The 16,818-nt window shown below is 63.6% G+C and carries 13 protein-coding genes and 2 pseudogenes; 11 read left to right on the top strand and 4 right to left on the bottom strand.

Going from position 1 to position 16,818, the window contains the following annotated elements:
• Window positions 1-10 precede the first annotated feature (10 nt).
• The 6 genes from AC1DYO_RS13580 to AC1DYO_RS13605 all read left to right on the top strand — a co-directional run bounded on the left by AC1DYO_RS13580 (window position 11) and on the right by AC1DYO_RS13605 (window position 5,790).
• Entirely contained in the window at window positions 11-1,648 is a 1,638-nt protein-coding gene (locus AC1DYO_RS13580) for an ABC transporter substrate-binding protein (protein ID WP_477263949.1), read from the top strand.
• 18 nt (window positions 1,649-1,666) lie between these two features.
• Window positions 1,667-2,734: an ABC transporter permease gene (locus AC1DYO_RS13585; protein WP_477263951.1), complete on the top strand. Its 1,068-nt coding sequence runs from the start codon at window positions 1,667-1,669 to the stop codon at window positions 2,732-2,734.
• A gap of 196 nt (window positions 2,735-2,930) precedes the next feature.
• Window positions 2,931-3,857 carry a nickel transporter permease gene (gene nikC, locus AC1DYO_RS13590; protein WP_477263953.1) on the top strand — a complete coding sequence of 309 codons (927 nt, stop codon included), beginning with the start codon at window positions 2,931-2,933 and terminating at the stop codon, window positions 3,855-3,857.
• Window positions 3,854-4,690 (top strand): ABC transporter ATP-binding protein, encoded by an 837-nt coding sequence (locus AC1DYO_RS13595; protein ID WP_477263955.1) that lies wholly within the window; start codon window positions 3,854-3,856, stop codon window positions 4,688-4,690. Before nikC ends, AC1DYO_RS13595 begins: the two co-directional genes overlap by 4 nt.
• The gene (locus tag AC1DYO_RS13600; RefSeq protein WP_477263957.1) at window positions 4,687-5,436 is read left to right on the top strand and encodes an ABC transporter ATP-binding protein; all 750 of its coding nucleotides are present in this window, start codon (window positions 4,687-4,689) and stop codon (window positions 5,434-5,436) included. The genes AC1DYO_RS13595 and AC1DYO_RS13600 overlap by 4 nt, the downstream gene beginning before the upstream one ends.
• Window positions 5,437-5,466: 30 nt before the next feature.
• Window positions 5,467-5,790: a hypothetical protein gene (locus AC1DYO_RS13605; RefSeq protein WP_477263959.1), complete on the top strand. Its 324-nt coding sequence runs from the start codon at window positions 5,467-5,469 to the stop codon at window positions 5,788-5,790.
• Window positions 5,791-6,005: 215 nt separating this feature from the next.
• Here the strand turns inward: AC1DYO_RS13605 and AC1DYO_RS13610 are convergent.
• From AC1DYO_RS13610 to AC1DYO_RS13620, 3 genes and pseudogenes are all read right to left on the bottom strand, one after another.
• Window positions 6,006-9,090: pseudogene (locus AC1DYO_RS13610) on the bottom strand (efflux RND transporter permease subunit).
• Window positions 9,087-10,172, bottom strand: a complete 1,086-nt coding sequence (locus AC1DYO_RS13615; RefSeq protein WP_477263961.1) for an efflux RND transporter periplasmic adaptor subunit — start codon at window positions 10,170-10,172, stop codon at window positions 9,087-9,089. Before AC1DYO_RS13615 ends, AC1DYO_RS13610 begins: the two are co-directional and overlap by 4 nt.
• Window positions 10,169-11,213: pseudogene (locus AC1DYO_RS13620) on the bottom strand (efflux RND transporter periplasmic adaptor subunit). Before AC1DYO_RS13620 ends, AC1DYO_RS13615 begins: the two are co-directional and overlap by 4 nt.
• Between AC1DYO_RS13620 and AC1DYO_RS13625 the strand changes: the two are divergent.
• Window positions 11,149-11,328 carry a hypothetical protein gene (locus tag AC1DYO_RS13625; RefSeq protein WP_477264184.1) on the top strand — a complete coding sequence of 60 codons (180 nt, stop codon included), beginning with the start codon at window positions 11,149-11,151 and terminating at the stop codon, window positions 11,326-11,328. The pseudogene AC1DYO_RS13620 and the gene AC1DYO_RS13625 sit on opposite strands and share 65 nt — an antisense overlap.
• Before the next feature lie 214 nt (window positions 11,329-11,542).
• Window positions 11,543-12,820 (top strand): 4-aminobutyrate--2-oxoglutarate transaminase, encoded by a 1,278-nt coding sequence (locus AC1DYO_RS13630; protein WP_477263963.1) that lies wholly within the window; start codon window positions 11,543-11,545, stop codon window positions 12,818-12,820.
• Window positions 12,821-12,934: 114 nt separating this feature from the next.
• Here the strand turns inward: AC1DYO_RS13630 and AC1DYO_RS13635 are convergent, their stop codons facing one another.
• The gene (locus tag AC1DYO_RS13635) at window positions 12,935-14,185 is read right to left on the bottom strand and encodes an NAD(P)/FAD-dependent oxidoreductase (protein WP_477263965.1); all 1,251 of its coding nucleotides are present in this window, start codon (window positions 14,183-14,185) and stop codon (window positions 12,935-12,937) included.
• 513 nt (window positions 14,186-14,698) lie between these two features.
• Here AC1DYO_RS13635 and AC1DYO_RS13640 point away from each other — a divergent pair.
• Genes AC1DYO_RS13640 through bfr form a run of 3 tightly spaced genes read left to right on the top strand, consistent with a single transcriptional unit; the run spans window position 14,699 to window position 16,814 of the window.
• Window positions 14,699-15,991 carry an imelysin family protein gene (locus AC1DYO_RS13640; RefSeq protein WP_477263967.1) on the top strand — a complete coding sequence of 431 codons (1,293 nt, stop codon included), beginning with the start codon at window positions 14,699-14,701 and terminating at the stop codon, window positions 15,989-15,991.
• 60 nt (window positions 15,992-16,051) lie between these two features.
• Window positions 16,052-16,363: a (2Fe-2S)-binding protein gene (locus AC1DYO_RS13645; protein ID WP_477263969.1), complete on the top strand. Its 312-nt coding sequence runs from the start codon at window positions 16,052-16,054 to the stop codon at window positions 16,361-16,363.
• Window positions 16,329-16,814 (top strand): bacterioferritin, encoded by a 486-nt coding sequence (gene bfr, locus AC1DYO_RS13650; protein WP_142868533.1) that lies wholly within the window; start codon window positions 16,329-16,331, stop codon window positions 16,812-16,814. The genes AC1DYO_RS13645 and bfr overlap by 35 nt, the downstream gene beginning before the upstream one ends.
• Window positions 16,815-16,818: the final 4 nt, after the last annotated feature.

The raw sequence follows: 16,818 nt of genomic DNA on the forward strand, positions 1-16,818 counted from the left end.
AACAATCACCATGATGATGGAAAAGTTTGCTCTACGCTCGCGCGCATTGCTCGCAGGAGCCGCGCTGTCCGCGCTGCTTGTGGCGCCTGCCTTTGCCGTGACACCCGCCGACACGCTGGTCGAAGGTTTTGCCATCGACGACATCATCTCCATGGATCCGGGCGAGGCATTCGAATTGTCGACCGCCGAGGTCACCGGCAACACCTATGATCTTCTCGTGCGCCTCGATCTCAGCGACACCTCCAAGGTCAAGGGCGACCTCGCCGAGAGCTGGACCGTCTCCGACGACGGCCTAGTCTATACGTTCAAGCTCAAGCCCGGCCTGAAATTCGCCTCCGGCAATCCGATCACGGCGGCCGACGTCGCTTATTCGTTTGAGCGTGCCGTCAAGCTGGACAAGAGCCCGGCCTTCATCATCGGCCAGTTCGGCATCAGCGGTGACAACGTCACCGACAAGGCCAAGGCTGTCGACGACACCACCTTCCAGTTCACCGTCGACAAGGCCTATGCGCCGAGCTTCGTCTTGAACTGCCTGTCGGCAACGGTTGCTTCCGTGGTCGACGCCAAGCTGGTCAAGGAACATGTCGCTGCGGTGACGCCCAGCGCCGACTACAAATACGACAATGATTTCGGCAACGCCTTCCTGAAGACCGGCTATGCCGGCTCCGGCGTCTACAAGCTGCGTGAATGGCGGGCCAACGAGGTCGTCGTTATGGAGCGCAACGACAATTACTTTGGCGAGAAAGCCAAGCTTGCCCGCGTCATCTATCGCAACATGAAGGAAAGCTCGGGCCAGCGCCTGGCGCTCGAGGCCGGCGACATCGACGTTGCCCGCAATCTCGAGCCGAACGACCTCGACGCCATCGCCAAGAACGCCGATCTCACGACCACCAGCGCGCCGAAGGGCACGGTTTTTTACATCAGCCTCAACCAGAAGAACCCGAATCTGGCCAAGCCCGAAGTTCGGCAGGCGTTCAAATATCTGGTCGACTATGACGCCTTGGGCTCCACCATCCTCAAGGGCATCGGCGAGATTCACCAGAGCTTCCTGCCCGATGGCGTGCTCGGCGAGCTGGACGAGAACCCCTTCAAGCTCGACGTCGCCAAGGCCAAGGAATTGCTGGGCAAGGCCGGCCTCGCCGACGGCTTCAGCGTAACCATGGACGTGCGCACCGGTCAGCCCATCACGGGCATGGCGGAATCGATCCAGCAGACGCTGGGACAAGCCGGCATCAAGCTGGAGATCATCCCCGGCGACGGCAAGCAGACGCTGACCAAGTACCGCGCCCGCAACCACGACATCTATATCGGCCAATGGGGCCAGGATTATTTCGATCCCAACTCCAATGCCCAGACCTTCGCCTCGAACCCGGACAATTCGGATGCCGGCAAATCCCATACGCTTGCCTGGCGCAACTCGTGGGATATTCCGGACCTGACCAAGGAGACGGAAGCAGCGCTCCTGGAGAAGGATGCCGGCAAGCGCGCCGATATGTACAAGGATCTCGAGAAGAAGGTCCTCGACACCAGCCCCTTCGTCATCATTCACCAGCAACTGGAAGTGGTTGGCCTGCGCAAGAACCTCAAGGGCCTCGTGCTCGGCCCGAGCTTCGACACCAACTTCGTCGGCTCGGTTTCCAAGGAATAGTGCCGGCGGACGCGCCGCATGAGCGCGGTTGAAAACGAAGTGGCGGCGGGGCGCGGCGGCGCCCGCGCCGTTGCTGCCGCATTATTCATCGGCCGTTTCCTGGTCATCGCGATAACGACCTATCTCGGTCTGCTCGCGGTGACCTTCTTCATCGGCCGGGTCATCCCGATCGACCCGGTGTTGGCGGTGCTGGGTGACAGGGCGCCTCTCAATGTAGTCGAGCGCACGCGCCGCGAGATGGGTCTCGATCTGCCGTTGATCGAACAGTTCTACCTCTATGTGAAAGCTGCGCTGAACGGCGATTTCGGCACCTCGGTGCTGACCACCAATCCCGTCATGACCGATATCCGTCGAGCTTTTCCGGCAACCATCGAACTGGCGACGCTGGGAACATTGATCGGTTCCATGATCGGCGTGCCACTTGGCGTGCTGGCAGCGGTAAAACGCGGCAGTCTCATCGACCAGATCGTGCGCATTGTCGGCCTGATCGGCTATTCCGTGCCGATCTTCTGGATCGGGCTTCTGGGGCTCGTGCTGTTCTACGCCAAGCTGCAATGGGTGGCGTTTCCCGGCCGTCTCGACATCGTCTACGAATACACCTTCACACCGATCACAGGTTTCTACCTTGTCGACGCCGCGTTGCAGGGGCAGTGGGACGTCTTCTACGACGCTTATCGCCACATCATCCTGCCGGCAGGATTGCTCGGCTATTTCTCGCTGGCTTACATCAGCCGGATGACGCGCTCCTTCATGCTGAACGAGCTGTCGCAGGAGTACATCGTCGCCGCGCGCGCCAAGGGCCTGTCGGAAACGCGCATCATCTGGGGCCATGCGCTGCGCAACGCGGCGGTGCCGATGGTCACGGTCATAGCGCTGTCCTATGCCGGGCTGCTCGAAGGTTCGGTGCTAACCGAGACCGTGTTCTCCTGGCCCGGCATCGGCCTTTACATCACCAATTCGCTGCAGAATGCCGACATGAACGCCGTGCTCGGCGGCACCATCGTCATCGGCTCGGTGTTTATCGGCATCAATCTTCTGTCCGACCTGCTCTACCGCGTGCTCGATCCAAGGACGAAGACTGGATGAGCAGAGGTATCCCACTTTCGGGCTCGGCTGCGGCCAATCACCCCCACTCCGGCCCTTCGGGCCACCTCTCCCCCTGCCCGGGGGAGAGGAAAATCCGGTCGCACGCTTGGCGCCTTTCCTCTCCCCCGTCGAACGGGGGAGAGGTGGTCTGCGAAGCTGACCGGAGTGGGGGTCGACGGCTTCAAGAGGCATCGTCATGACCGCCTCCGACGCCCGCCCTCTCTCCCGCCGCGATTGGCTGCTCAGCGATCGGCCGGCCTCGCGCATGCAGGCAAGGCTCGGCCGCGCCTATGTCGCGTGGCGGCGCTTTTCCGCCAACCGGCTGGCATTTCTTGGCCTGCTCATCATCATCGCGCTGCTGGTGGTCGCCGCCTTCGCCGATGTGCTGGCGCCCTATTCGCCGACCATCGGCGACCTGAAAAATGCGCGCCTGCTGGCGCCGAGCAGCGCGCACTGGTTCGGCACCGACGATCTCGGCCGCGACATCTATTCGCGCATTCTCTTTGGCTCGCGATGGACGCTCTATGTCGTCATCCTTGTCGCCATCATCGCAGCACCCATCGGCCTTTTGGTCGGCACCGTCGCCGGCTATGCCGGCGGCTGGACCGACGCCATCCTGATGCGCATCACCGACATCTTCCTCGCTTTCCCCAAGCTGATCCTGGCGCTGGCCTTTGTCGCAGCGCTTGGCCCAGGCATCGAGAACGCGGTGCTCGCCATCGCCATCACCTCCTGGCCGCCTTACGCCCGAATTGCCCGCGCCGAGACGATGACGGTGCGCAACTCGGATTACATCAAGGCGGTGCAGTTGATGGGTGCCTCGCCGTTCCGCATCGTGCTGCGCCATATCATGCCGCTCTGCATCTCGTCGCTGATCATCCGGGTGACGCTCGACATGGCCGGCATCATCCTCACCGCCGCCGGCCTCGGCTTCCTCGGCCTCGGCGCGCAGCCGCCGCTGCCGGAATGGGGCACCATGATCGCGTCCGGCCGACGCTTCGTGCTCGACCAGTGGTGGGTGGCCGGCGCGCCGGGCTTCGCCATCCTGATCGTCAGCCTCGGCTTCAATCTGCTTGGCGACGGCCTGCGCGACGCGCTCGACCCCCGGAGTGGTGACCAATGAGCGGCACCCTTCTCGACGTCGACGATCTGCGTGTCGATTTCCCCACCCGGACGGGCCTGATCCAGGCGGTGCGCGGCGTCACCTTCTCGCTCGGCCGCGAGCGGCTCGGCATCGTTGGCGAGAGCGGTTCCGGCAAGTCGCAGACCGGCCGCGCCATCATGGGGCTGACCCCGCCGCAGGCCCTTGTGTCGGCGAAGACGCTCACCCTAGACGGCATCGATCTTCTGGCTATGCCGGCCCGTCAACGCCGGGCGCTGCGCGGAAAGCGCATCGCCATGATCCTGCAGGATCCGAAATATTCGCTCGATCCGGTGATGAGCATCGGCCGCCAGATCGTCGAGACGCTGCGCACGCATGAGAAAGTCTCCAAGGCCGAGGCGCGCGAGCGGGCGCTGGCGATGCTCGAAGCCGTGCAGATCCGCGATCCCTCGCGTGTCTTCGACCTGCATCCGCACGAGGTCTCCGGCGGCATGGGCCAGCGCGCCATGATTGCCATGATGCTGATCGCCGGACCGGAATTGATGATCGCCGATGAGCCGACCTCGGCGCTCGACGTCACCGTTCAGCTCGACGTGCTCGGCATTCTCGACCGGCTGGTGAGCGAGCGCGGCATGGGGCTGATCTTCATCTCGCATGATCTGCGCCTGGTCGCCTCCTTCTGCGACCGCGTCATCGTCATGTATGCCGGCAAGGTGGTCGAGCAGCTCAAGGCGTCGGAACTCCGCGACGCCCAGCACCCCTACACGCGCGGCCTGCTCAACTGCATGCCGAGGATCGGCTATGAACGCCACCCGCTGCCGGTACTCGACCGCAAGCCGGAGTGGGCGGCATGACGCCAGCCATTTCCATTGAGGGGCTGGAAGTGGTGTTCGACCGCTTCCGCGCGCTGAAAGGTGTCAGCCTTGAAGCGAAGTCCGGCGAATCCTTCGGCCTGGTCGGAGAGAGCGGCTCCGGCAAGTCGACGCTGCTCAAGGCGATTGCCGGCCTCGTGCCGGCCAAGTCCGGGACTATCACTGTCAACGGCAAGACGCTGGGAGCGCGCCGCGACAAGGCTTTCTATCGCGAAGTGCAGATGGTCTTCCAGGATCCGTACGGCTCGTTGCACCCGCGCCAGACCGTCGACCGCCTGCTGCAGGAGCCGCTCGCCATCCACGGTTTCGCCGACGGCGAACAGCGTATCCAGCGCGCGCTGGACGAGGTCGGTCTCGGCAACGGCTTCCGCTTCCGCTACGCGCACCAATTGTCAGGCGGCCAACGCCAGCGCGTTGCGATCGCCCGCGCGCTCATCCTCGAACCGTCGATCCTGCTGCTCGACGAGCCGACCTCTGCGCTCGATGCCTCGGTGCAGGCCGAAGTGCTCAACCTGCTCGAAGAGGTCCGCCGGCGGCGCAAGCTGACCTTCCTGATGGTCAGCCACGACCTCGCCATCATCACCCATATGTGCGAGCGGCTGATGGTGATGCAGAACGGCGAGGCGGTGGAAAATCTGACGGCGGGCCAGCTGATCGGACACCGCGTGGAGAAGGATTACACGCGCAATCTTTTAAGGGCGAGTGAGGGGTTTGTGCGGACGGCTTGAATTCGTTTGGACTGTTTTTGGGGAAACGTCATGGGTGAGTGGAAGTTTTCAGATCCGCCCAATGTCGCGGTTTTCGTAGACAGGAGCATCGTCAAACGGGATGACTGGATCGCATATGTGTCGCATGACGATGAAGACGGCAGCTGGCAATTTCACAACAGCGAGCCCGGTCCAGCCGAAGACGACGACATCATGCTCATCAGCCTCCAGAATGTGGTTCGGCGAGATGAGAGTATCCTGGAGTTAGCCGACTTGCCGGAAGGCTGGCATGCCTGGCGAAGCTCAAAATCGTCGCCCTGGCAGCGGGCCAAGTCGCGTCCTGTCGGCTTTAATGACAACGACGACACGCAATAGGCTCAGGTGCGGCGTGGCGCGGGAGGCCGCGCTCCTTCGCGCCCCCCTCTGTCCTGCCGGACATCTCCCCCACGGGTGGGGAGATTAGCTGTCATCGCGGTTTTCGCAAATCACCGGTGTTGCAGAATGGCGCGGCGTCAAAACCGCTGATCTCCCCCCTCGTGGGGGAGATGTCCGGCAGGACAGAGGGGGGCGCGAAGGAACGCGACCTTGCCTTACGTCTCCGCAACAGCAGCGCTGCCTACCACAGCATTGTCCTGCTCTTCCCTCGGCTCCTTGATCCGGAACCACGTCACATAAAGCGCCGGCAGGAACAGCAGCGTGATCGCCGTGCCGGCGATGATGCCGCCCATCATGGCGTAGGCCATCGGCCCCCAGAACACTTCGCGCGCGATCGGGATCAGTGCCAGGCTGGCGGCTGCCGCCGTCAGCGCGATCGGCCGCATGCGGTGCTCGGTCGCTTCGATCACAGCCGCCCAACGGTCCTTGCCTTCCCGCACCAGGTCCTCGATCTGCACGATCAGGATGACCGAGTTGCGGATCAGGATGCCGATCAGTGCCAAGACGCCGAGAATGGCGACGAAGCCAAGCGGCGCGCCGCTAGGCACCAAGGCCGCGACCACGCCGATCAGGCCGAGCGGCGCCACCGCCACGACCAGAAACAGGCGCTGGAAGCTTTGCAGCTGGATCATCAGGATGGTCGCCATGACAAACAGCATCAGCGGCACCACCGCGGCGATCGGTCCCTGGCTTTTGGCGCTTTCCTCGACCGAGCCGGCGGTTGCGACCGAATAGCCGGGCGGCAGCTTGGCGATGAAGGCGTCGACCGACGGCTTCAATTCATTGACGACTGTTGCCGGCAGCACGTCGCCGACCAGGCCGGCGCGGACGGTGATCGTCGGAATGCGGTTGCGCCGCCACACCGTCGGCTGTTCGAGGTCGTAGCGGAAGTTCGCCACCGCGGCGAGCGGGATTGCCTCGCCGTTGCCGGTCGGCAGCTGCATGTTCTGCAGCGTGTCGATCGAGCCGCGTTCGGCCTCGCGCGAGCGGGCGATGACGTTGATCAGATAGGTGGCGTCGCGGACCTGGGTGATGGTGGCGCCGCCGACCGTGCTGTTCAGCGCGCTGGCGATGTCGGAGGAGGTGATGCCGAGCTGCCGCGCCTTGTCCTGCAGCACATCGACCCTCAGCACGCGTTGCGGCTCATTCCAGTCGAAGGTCGGCGCCGCCAGCTTGGTATTGACCGCAATCAGGCCGGCAAATTGCTGCGCAAGGTCGCGCACCTTTTGGATGTCGGGTCCGCCGACGCGGTACTGCACCGGGCGCCCGACCGGTGGCCCGAGTTCGAGCGGCTTGACGAAGGCATCGGTGCCGACGAACTCCTCGCGCAGCAGCTTCTCCAGTTGCGGCTTCAGCCGGTTGCGTGCCTCGATGCTCTTGGTGACGATGACGGTCTGGCCGAAATAGGGATTGGCCGGCTGTACGTCGAAGGCGAGCAGGAAGCGCACCGCGCCCTGGCCGATATAAGAGCTGAAATGATCGATGTCGGGATTGCCGGCCAATGCTCGCCCTTCAAAGCGCTCGATCTGGTCGCGCGTCTCGGTCACCGATGAGTTCTGCGGCAGGTTCCAGTCGACGATCAGTTCCGGCCGGTCAGATGGCGGAAAGAACTGCTGCTGGACGAGGCCGAAGCCGGCTATCGAGACGGCAAACAACAAGACCGTGACGAAGATGGTCAGCCAGTGATGGCGCACGGAGCCCACAAGAATGCGCCGGAACAGGCTGGTGAAGCGTCCCGGTTGCTCGTGCTTTTGCTTCATCGTCGCCGGCAGGATGGTGACGCCGAGCAGCGGTGCAAACAGCACTGCCACGATCCATGATACCAGGAGCGAGACCGCGATGACGACGAACAGCGTAAACGTGTATTCGCCAGCGGCGCTGTTGTTGAGACCGATCGGGATGAAGCCGGCGACCGTCACCAACGTACCAGTCAGCATCGGGAAGGCCGTCGAGGTGTAGACGTAGGTCGCTGCCTTGCGCAGATTGTCGCCCACCTCCAGCCGCGCCACCATCATCTCGACCGCAATCATGGCGTCGTCGACCAGCAGCCCGAGTGCGATGATCAGCGCGCCCAGCGAAATGCGCTGCAGCGAGATGCCGAGATAGGCCATGACCGTGAAGGTGATGGCCAGCACCAGCGGGATCGACAGCGCCACGACGAAGCCGGCGCGCATGCCGAGGCTGATGAAGGACACGGCGAGCACGATGGCCACCGCCTCGGCCAGCGCCCGGGTGAAGCCCGACACTGCTTCCTCCACGATCACCGGCTGGTCGGCAACCGGGTGCACGCCGACCCCGACCGGCAGGTCGGCCAGCACCTCGTCCATTTTCTTCTCAAGTGCCGCGCCGAATTCGAGCAGATTGGCGTTGGGCTTCATGCCGATCGCTAGACCGATCGCGTCCTGGCCGTTGAAGCGGAACAGCGCCGTTGGCGGGTCGGCATAGCCGCGCCGGATCGTTGCCACATCGCTCAGCCGGAAGAAGCGGGACGCGCAGATTGATGCCGCGCAGGCTCTCCTCGGACGTAAACTGGCCGCCGACGCGCACACTGACGCGCTCGGGCCCGGATTCGACGACGCCCGACGGGGTGATAGCGTTCTGCGCCTGCAGGCTGGCCACGATCGCCTGCTGGTTGAGACCGAGCGCGGCGATCTGGCGGGTCGAGAATTCGAGATAGATGGCTTCGTCTTGCGCGCCGACCAGATCAACCTTGCCGGCATTCGGCACAGCCAGGATCGCGGTCCTGACATCCTCGACATAATCGCGCAGCTGGCGCGGCGTCAGCCCGTCCGAGGTGAAGGCGTAGATATTGCCGTAGACGTCGCCGAAGCGATCGTTGAAGAAAGGCCCCTGCACGCCTTGCGGAAATTGCGGCGCGATGTCGTTGACCATGTTGCGCACCTGGGTCCAATTCGACACGACATCGCGCGCTTTGGTGGTGTCTTTCAGGTTGACGAAGATGACGGTTTTGCCCGCCGTGGTGACCGAGCGGGTGAAGTCGAGGCTGTCCAGTTCCTGGAGCTTCTTCTCGATGCGATCGGTGACCTGCCGTACGGTCTCGTTGACCGAGGCGCCCGGCCAATTGGCCTGGACGATCATGGTCTTGATGGTGAAGTTCGGATCTTCCTCGCGGCCGAGATTGAGGTAGGAAAAGATGCCGGCGACGACGAAGACCAGCATGAAGTACCAGACCAGCGAGCGGTGGCTGAGCGCCCAGTCGGAGAGGTTGAACCCCTTCATGTGGCCCCTCCTTGCGGGATCTTGACCTTCTGGCCCTCCACCAGGCTGTGGACGCCGGCGGTGACGACGCGCATCCCCGCTTCCAGCCCTTCGGCAACGATGAAGCTGGCGCCATTCTTCGAAGCGATCTTGATGTCGCGCGTCGAGACGCTGGAAGTCTGCTCGTCGACGATCCAGACCTTGTCGCCGCCATTCTTCTGCAACAGCGCCGACAACGGTAGCTCAATCGTCGGCGCCACTTTTGCCACCCGTGTCGCCGTCACTGTCGAGCCGAGCCGGAAGGCTTGCGGCGGATCGGTGAGCGTCAGCCGGACGCGGCGGCTGCGGGTCGAGGCGTCGGCCTGCGGCGCGATCTCGCGCAAAGTCGCCTTTGTCTGGATGGACGGCAACGATTGCAGGATGACGTCGAACGACGTGCCGACGGTGAGGTCGCTGGTCAATTGGTCGGGAATGTCGACAACGGCTTCGCGCAAATCCGAACGCGCCACGGTGACGATGGTCTGACCGGCCGAGACCGTCTGGCCGACTTCGGCGCCGGTTGCCGTGACGACGCCGTCGAAGTCCGAAAACAGTCGGGCGTAACCCAGCTGCTCCTGCGATTTGGCAAGCGCTGCCTTGGCCCGTTCGACGCCGGCCTCGGCCGCTTGCCGTGCCTGCTGCGCGGCATCGAAGACGGCCTGCGAGGTGTTGGCAGCGGCCAGCAGTTGGCGCTGGCGGTCTTCGCTGGCGGCGGCGTTGGTGAATTGCGCCTCGGCGTTGGAAAGTTCCGCCTTCTCCGCCTGGACCGCAAGTTCCAGCGCCGTCGGATCGAGCGTGGCGATCGTCGTGCCTTTGCTGACAATATCGCCGACCTTGACGTCGCGCGAGACGACGCGGCCGAGCAGGCGGAAGGCGAGATCGGCGCTGACCTGCGGCTCGATGGAGCCGGCAAAGCCGAAGGTCTGCGTCGTCTGCGGCTCGATCACCATCGACAGCACCGGCCGGATGATCTCGGGCGGTTTTTCCTCCGACTTGGAGCAGGCGGCGAGCGTCGTCAGGGCGAACAAGGCAGGCACGAGAAGCAGGATGCGCGGACGTCTCATTGTCCGGCTCCCGAGATATCGACAGTCTGTCCGGGGCTGAGCAACTGGCCACCGGCGGTGACGACGCTTTGGCCGGCCTCCAGCCCCTTGTCGACGACGACCACGCCGGAGTCGAAGGCTAGCACATTGACCAGGGCCGTTGCCACCGCCTTGGTCGAGGGATCGACCACCCAGACGGCCGGCTTGCCCTCGATCGAAGTCAGCGCCTGCCAGGGCAGGATGACCGCTTTCGCCGGTATGGCGTTGACCGAGCCGATGACGGTGGCGCCGAGCGGCATGCCGGCCGGCGTGTCGGCAATGCCGACCTTGACCCGGACCGACCCCGAAGCCGGATCGACCGCCGGCGAGACTTCACGCACCTTGCCCACGGCCTTCACCTGCGGGTCGGTCAACAGCGTGATCGTTACTGACGGCGATGGCGCCGTCTTGGCGACCAGCGTTTCCTGGACGTTGAAGACGGCGTCGCGATCGCCATCCTCAGCGACGGTGAAGACGGTCTGTGCCGCCTGCACCACTTGCCCGGCTTCGACCTGGCGGGCGGTGATGACGCCGGCCGCACCGGCCTTCAGCTCGGTGAAGGACAGGTTCTCCCTGGCGTTGGAAAGCGCTTTGTGCCTGATCGACACTGCCTTGCGCCACCTTCCGCGCCTGGTCGGCCGCGTCATAGTCACGCCTGGTGGTGAAACCCTGGGCAAGCAGCGTCTTTTGCCGTTCGAAGGCGGCGGCGGCCTGGGTCAATTGCGCTTGTGCGGCATCGAGATCGGCCTGCGCCGAGCGCAGATCGGATTCCTGTTCCTGCGGATCGATGCGGGCGAGCACGGCATCCTTGTCGACATGCTGACCGACATCGACAAGCCGCTCGGCGACGCGGCCGCCGACACGAAACGACAGATTGTTCAGTGTGCGCGCCGCGATCACGCCAGTCAGTGACGTCCTCGGCGCGTAGTCGGCCATCGCCACCGTCTCGGTGCGCACCATGATCGGCAGTTTTTTGGCAGCCGCCTCCTGCTTCTGGCACCCAGCCAGAACGAGCGGCGCCATCGCGCAGACGATGATGATGGGAGAAAACGAAAAAAGGCCGGAGGCCGGGGGCTGCGGGGCGGACGATGTCGCGTTCCTGCTCATGGGGTCCCTCACCGATCCGGGGCGCTCATGACGGGGCGAGCTGTCACAGACGTCAGGAGGATAATCGATCCCAAGGAAAAGGAAACCTGTCTCGTACGTGTATCGGCTGGCTGTCGAAGCGCCCGCATAGGTGACAGGCCCAATCGCCTGGCGACGGTGCCGACTTGAGGAAAACGTGAAATAAGGTCAGAAGAGGCCTTGGCATTCATCAAACGAGAACGGGCGTCGGCCCGATGAGGGACGAAATGAAGAACGCAGCCATTTCCGAACGCAAGAACCAGTCGATTTCACGCGGCGTCGGCATGACGACGCAGATCTATGCTGACCGGGCCGAAAATTCGGAGATCTGGGACGTCGAAGGCCGCCGCTACATCGATTTCTCCTCCGGCATCGCCGTCGTCAACACCGGCCATCGCCACCCCAAGGTGATCGAGGCGGTCAAGGCGCAGCTCGACCGCTTCACCCATACCTGCCACCAAGTCGTGCCCTATGAGAGCTATGTCAGGCTGGCCGAACGGCTGAACGCCATGCTGCCCGGCAAGTTCGAGAAGAAGACGATTTTCGTCACCACCGGCGCCGAGGCGGTCGAGAACGCCATCAAGATCGCCCGCAACGCCACCGGCCGTCAGGCCGTCATCGCCTTTGCCGGCGGCTTCCACGGCCGCACCTTCATGGGCATGGCACTGACCGGCAAGGTCGTGCCCTACAAGGTCGGCTTCGGCGCCATGCCGGGCGACGTCTACCATGCGCCGTTCCCGGTGCCGCTGCATGGCGTCTCCGTCGCGGATTCGCTGGCTGCGCTCGACAGACTGTTCAAGGCCGATGTCGATCCGGCCCGTGTCGCTGCCATCATCATCGAGCCGGTCCAGGGCGAGGGCGGTTTCTACGACGCGCCGCGTGAGTTCCTGACCGCGCTGCGCAAACTCTGCGACCAGCACGGCATGCTGCTGATCGCCGACGAGGTGCAGACCGGTTTTGCCCGCACCGGCAAGATGTTCGCCATGGACCATCATGAGGTCGCGGCCGACATCACCACCATGGCGAAAAGCCTGGCCGGCGGCTTCCCGCTGTCGGCGGTCACCGGCCGCGCAGAAATCATGGATGCGCCCGGCCCCGGCGGCCTCGGCGGCACCTATGGCGGCAGCCCGATCGGTGTCGCCGCAGCCCACGCCGTGCTCGACGTCATCGAAGACGAGAAGCTCTGCGACCGCGCCAACACGCTGGGCGCCCGGCTGAAGCAGCGCCTGCAGTCGATCCGTGACGACGTGCCCGAGATCGTCGACATAAGGGGCCTCGGCTTCATGAACGCGGTCGAGTTCAACGACGTCAAGAAAGGCCTGCCGTCGGCCGAGATCGCCAATGCGATTCGGCTGAAGGCGCTCGACAAGGGGCTGATCCTGCTCACCTGCGGCGTCTATGGCAACGTCATCCGTTTCCTCGCGCCGATCACCATCCAGGACAACGTCATGAACGAGGCGCTCGACATTCTGGAAAGCTCGATCCGCGAAGTCTGCGCCGCCTGACTTCTACCTCCCCCTTGTGGGGAGGTCGGACCGCAGGTCCGGGTGGGGGGCTTGGCGCCGACCCCACCCCGCTGCTTCGCAGCGACCCTCCCCACAAGGGGGAGGGTAAGCGCGCTAGCCCGCAGCCCTTGCCGGTTCCTGCTGGAACGCGGCCAATGCCGCCTTCAAACCGTCAGGTCCCTCAGCAACCGTCTGCGGCGTCGGCGAAAACCCGGCGCCGAGCATCTTGCGGCCGAGCATGTGGTCGCCCGGCCGGTTGACCGATTCGATGCCGAGCAGCCGGCTTCCAGCATAGTGGTAGATCGAGAACTTGTTGTCGCCGAGGTCGCCCAGCACGACATGGCTGTCGCCGCCCGACGTCAGGCCGACCATCTGCAGCTTCATGTCGCCGATGTCCGACCAGAACCAGGGAACCGCCGCAAAGGCGTCGGCATGGCCGGTGACGGTACGCGCGGCAAGCCGTGCCTGGTCGGTGGCATTCTGCACCGATTCCAGCCGCACGTCGCTGCCGGTCGACCAATGGCGGTAGGAGGCGGCGTCACCGATGGCGAGGACGTCCGGCGCTGACGTGCGCATCTGCTGGTCGACACGGATGCCGTTGGCGACGGTCAGGCCGGCAGCTTGCGCCAGTTCGATATTCGGCACCGCCCCGATGCCGACGATGACCATGCGTGCCGGCAGCCTTTCGCCGGTGGAGGTGATAGTAGCCGAGACATGGCCGTTTTCGCCTTCCAGCCTTGCAATGGTGGTGCCGGTCAGGATGCGCACGCCCAGCGTTTCCAGCCGCTGGCGGACATGGCTCGCCACCACCGGCGCCACGGCGCGGCCGAGCAATCGGTCGACGGCCTCGACCACGGTGACGTTGCGGCCCGCCGCTCGCAGTGTCGCCGCGATCTCCAGTCCGATGAAGCCGCCGCCGAGGATGACGACATCGTCGCTCTGCGCGCTGAGCTCGCGGATCAGCCGCGCATCGGCGATCGAGCGCAGCGACAGCACGCCTGGGAGATCAGCGCCCGGAAGCGGCAGAAGCCGCGGTCGCGACCCCGTGGCGAGGATCAGCCGGTCGAAGGCAAGCGCGCCGCCGCCCGCTATGTCCAGCCTGCGGCCTGCCGTATCGATACTGTCGATTAGGATGCCCGGCCTGAAGTCGATGGCGCTGCCGGTATAAAAGGCCTCGCCGCGCAAGGGCTGCGGCTTGGCCTCGGCATCCTTGATGAAGGTCTTCGACAAAGGCGGCTTGTGGTAGGGCAGCTCGTTTTCGTCGCCGATCAGCACAACCGGCCCGTCATAGCCTTCCTCGCGCAGGCTGGCGGCCGCTTGCACGCCCGCATGACCCGCACCGACAATGACGACACCGTTCTTCATCGCAACCCGAATTCCTGTTTCAAATCTAGAGCATGGTGCCGAAAAGTGCGAAGCGGTTTTCTCGGACAAACGGACTCCGCTTGTCCAGGCACCATGCTTTGATTTTGAGCCGTTCCGCGAGATGGCGATTGTCTGCCGCCGTCGCAAGAGCCCCGGTCCGGGTCGCACCCGGAATGGTGGTCTGTCAATCGCCCCGTCTCGCGACGGTCCCCGCACGGTACGATTTAAAGTTGATAGTCCTAGTTTAGAATAATTCTAAACTGTTGTTTCAATTGAATTTTCTGCTGTACGCCAGTTGACTTCCGGCGCCGCCATCGTTTTATGGAGGCTCGCGCGTCAGCGCATTCCTTTGATGTTTGGGCCTTGAACCCGTTCGATTGGAGGCATTTGGTGTCTTTCTTCCGTGAGCCGCGCAGCGGCGCGGCATCTGTTGTGTCCTACGGCATGCCTATGTCCTGGCACCGCTTGGCGCGCGCGCCTTTTACCGAATTCCCTTTGAACTGGAGAATGATGATGACAGCACGATATGGCGGCAGGCTGGCTGCGATCGGTGCCACGGCTATGTTGACGGCGGCGGTTTTCATATTGCCGGCCAAGGCGGCGGAGACCGATGCCAAAGCGGTCATCAAGACCTATTCCGACATCGCGCTGGCCAAATATGAGGATTCATTGACCACCGCTCAGGCGCTCGACAAGGCTGTCGACGCGCTGCTCGCCAATCCATCGGCAGACACGCTCAACGCCGCCCGCGATGCCTGGAAGGCGTCGCGCGTGCCCTACCAGCAGACCGAGGTCTATCGCTTCGGCAACAAGATAGTCGACGACTGGGAAGGCAAGGTGAACTCCTGGCCGCTGGACGAAGGCCTGATCGACTATGTCGCCAAGAGCTATGGCGCCGAGTCCGATGCCAACGCGCTCTACACCGCCAATGTCATCGCCAACAAGGAAATCGAAATCAACGGCAAGAAGGTCGACGCTTCGAAGCTGTCGCCGGAATTCCTCTCCGGCACGCTGCAGGAAGCCGGCGGCATCGAAGCCAATGTCGCGACCGGCTATCACGCCATCGAATTTCTGCTCTGGGGCCAGGATCTGCATGGCACCGGCCCTGGCGCCGGCGAGCGTCCCTACACCGACTATGACCTGAAGAACTGCACCGGCGGCAATTGCGACCGCCGTGCAGAATATCTGAAGTCGGCCAGCGACCTGCTTGTCTCCGACCTGCAGGAGATGGTCGGCAATTGGACGGAAGACGGCGCTGCCCGCAAGAGCCTCGTCGACGGTCAGCCGAACACCGCCATCTCGGTGATCTTCACCGGCATGGGCTCGCTGTCCTACGGCGAACTGGCCGGCGAGCGCATGAAGCTCGGCCTGTTGCTGCACGATCCGGAGGAAGAGCACGACTGCTTCTCCGACAACACCTACAACTCGCATCTCTATGACGCCATCGGCATCCGCGCCGCCTATCTCGCCACCTACACCCGCCTCGACGGCACCGTCGTTTCGGGCCCGTCGGTGCACGATATGGTCAAGGCAGCCGATCCGGCGATCGACAAGGAGCTGTCCGACAAGCTCGATGTCACCGTCGCCAAGATGGAGGCGATCAAGGCGCGAGCCTTGGCCGGCGAGGCCTATGATCAGCAGATCGCCGAGGGCAACACTGAAGGCAACGCCACCGTACAGGCGGCAATCGATGCGCTGGTCGACCAGACCAAGTCGGTCGAACGCGCCGTCGGCGCGCTGAAGCTCAGCAACATTGCCTTCGAGGGTTCCGACAGCCTCGACGCACCGGACAAGGTGTTCAAGTAGCACCCCAACCAACCACCAGCCAAACGGCGCGGAGGAGGCGCCGTCAGCCAGAGCCAATCCATGCTGATCTGCCATTGCAACATCATCACTGAAAGGGAGATTGAGCAGACGATCGTCGATCTGCTGGATCAGGATCCCTGGCAGCTCATCGTGCCGGCGAAGGTCTATCACACGATGCAAAAGCGCGGTCGCTGTTGCGGCTGCTTCCCAAATGTGGTCGAAACGATCATCCGGGTCACCGAAAATTACCACGCCAGCTCGGAGGCGAACGGCGTGGACATCGTTTCACATCTGGATCGCGTCAGAGGCCTGCGCGTCCAATACGGGAGCAGAACCCATGAAAGGCGAAAAGCAGATCATCGAGCGGCTTAACGAGGCTCTTTTTCTGGAGCTCGGCGCCGTCAATCAGTACTGGGTGCATTTCCGTCTGCTCGAGGACTGGGGATACGCCAAGCTGGCAAAGAAGGAACGCGCAGAATCGATCGAGGAGATGCACCATGCCGACCGGCTGGTGGCCCGTATCATCTTCCTCGAAGGCCACCCGAATCTGCAGTCCGTAGCGCCTCTGCGCATTGGCCAGAACGTCAAGGAAGTGCTCGAATCCGATCTTGCCGGCGAATATGACGCGCGCACCGCTTACAAGCGTTCGCGCGAGATCTGTGAAGAAGCAGGCGATTACGTGACGATGAAGCTGTTCGAGGAATTGCTGGCCGACGAGGAAGGTCACATCGACTTCCTCGAGACGCAGCTCGACCTGCTGGCTTCGATCGGCGAGGAAAAATACGGCCAGCTCAACGCCGCATCGGCGGACGAGGCGGAATAGGACC

It is taken from the genome of Mesorhizobium sp. P2_F5 (genome assembly GCF_056403715.1).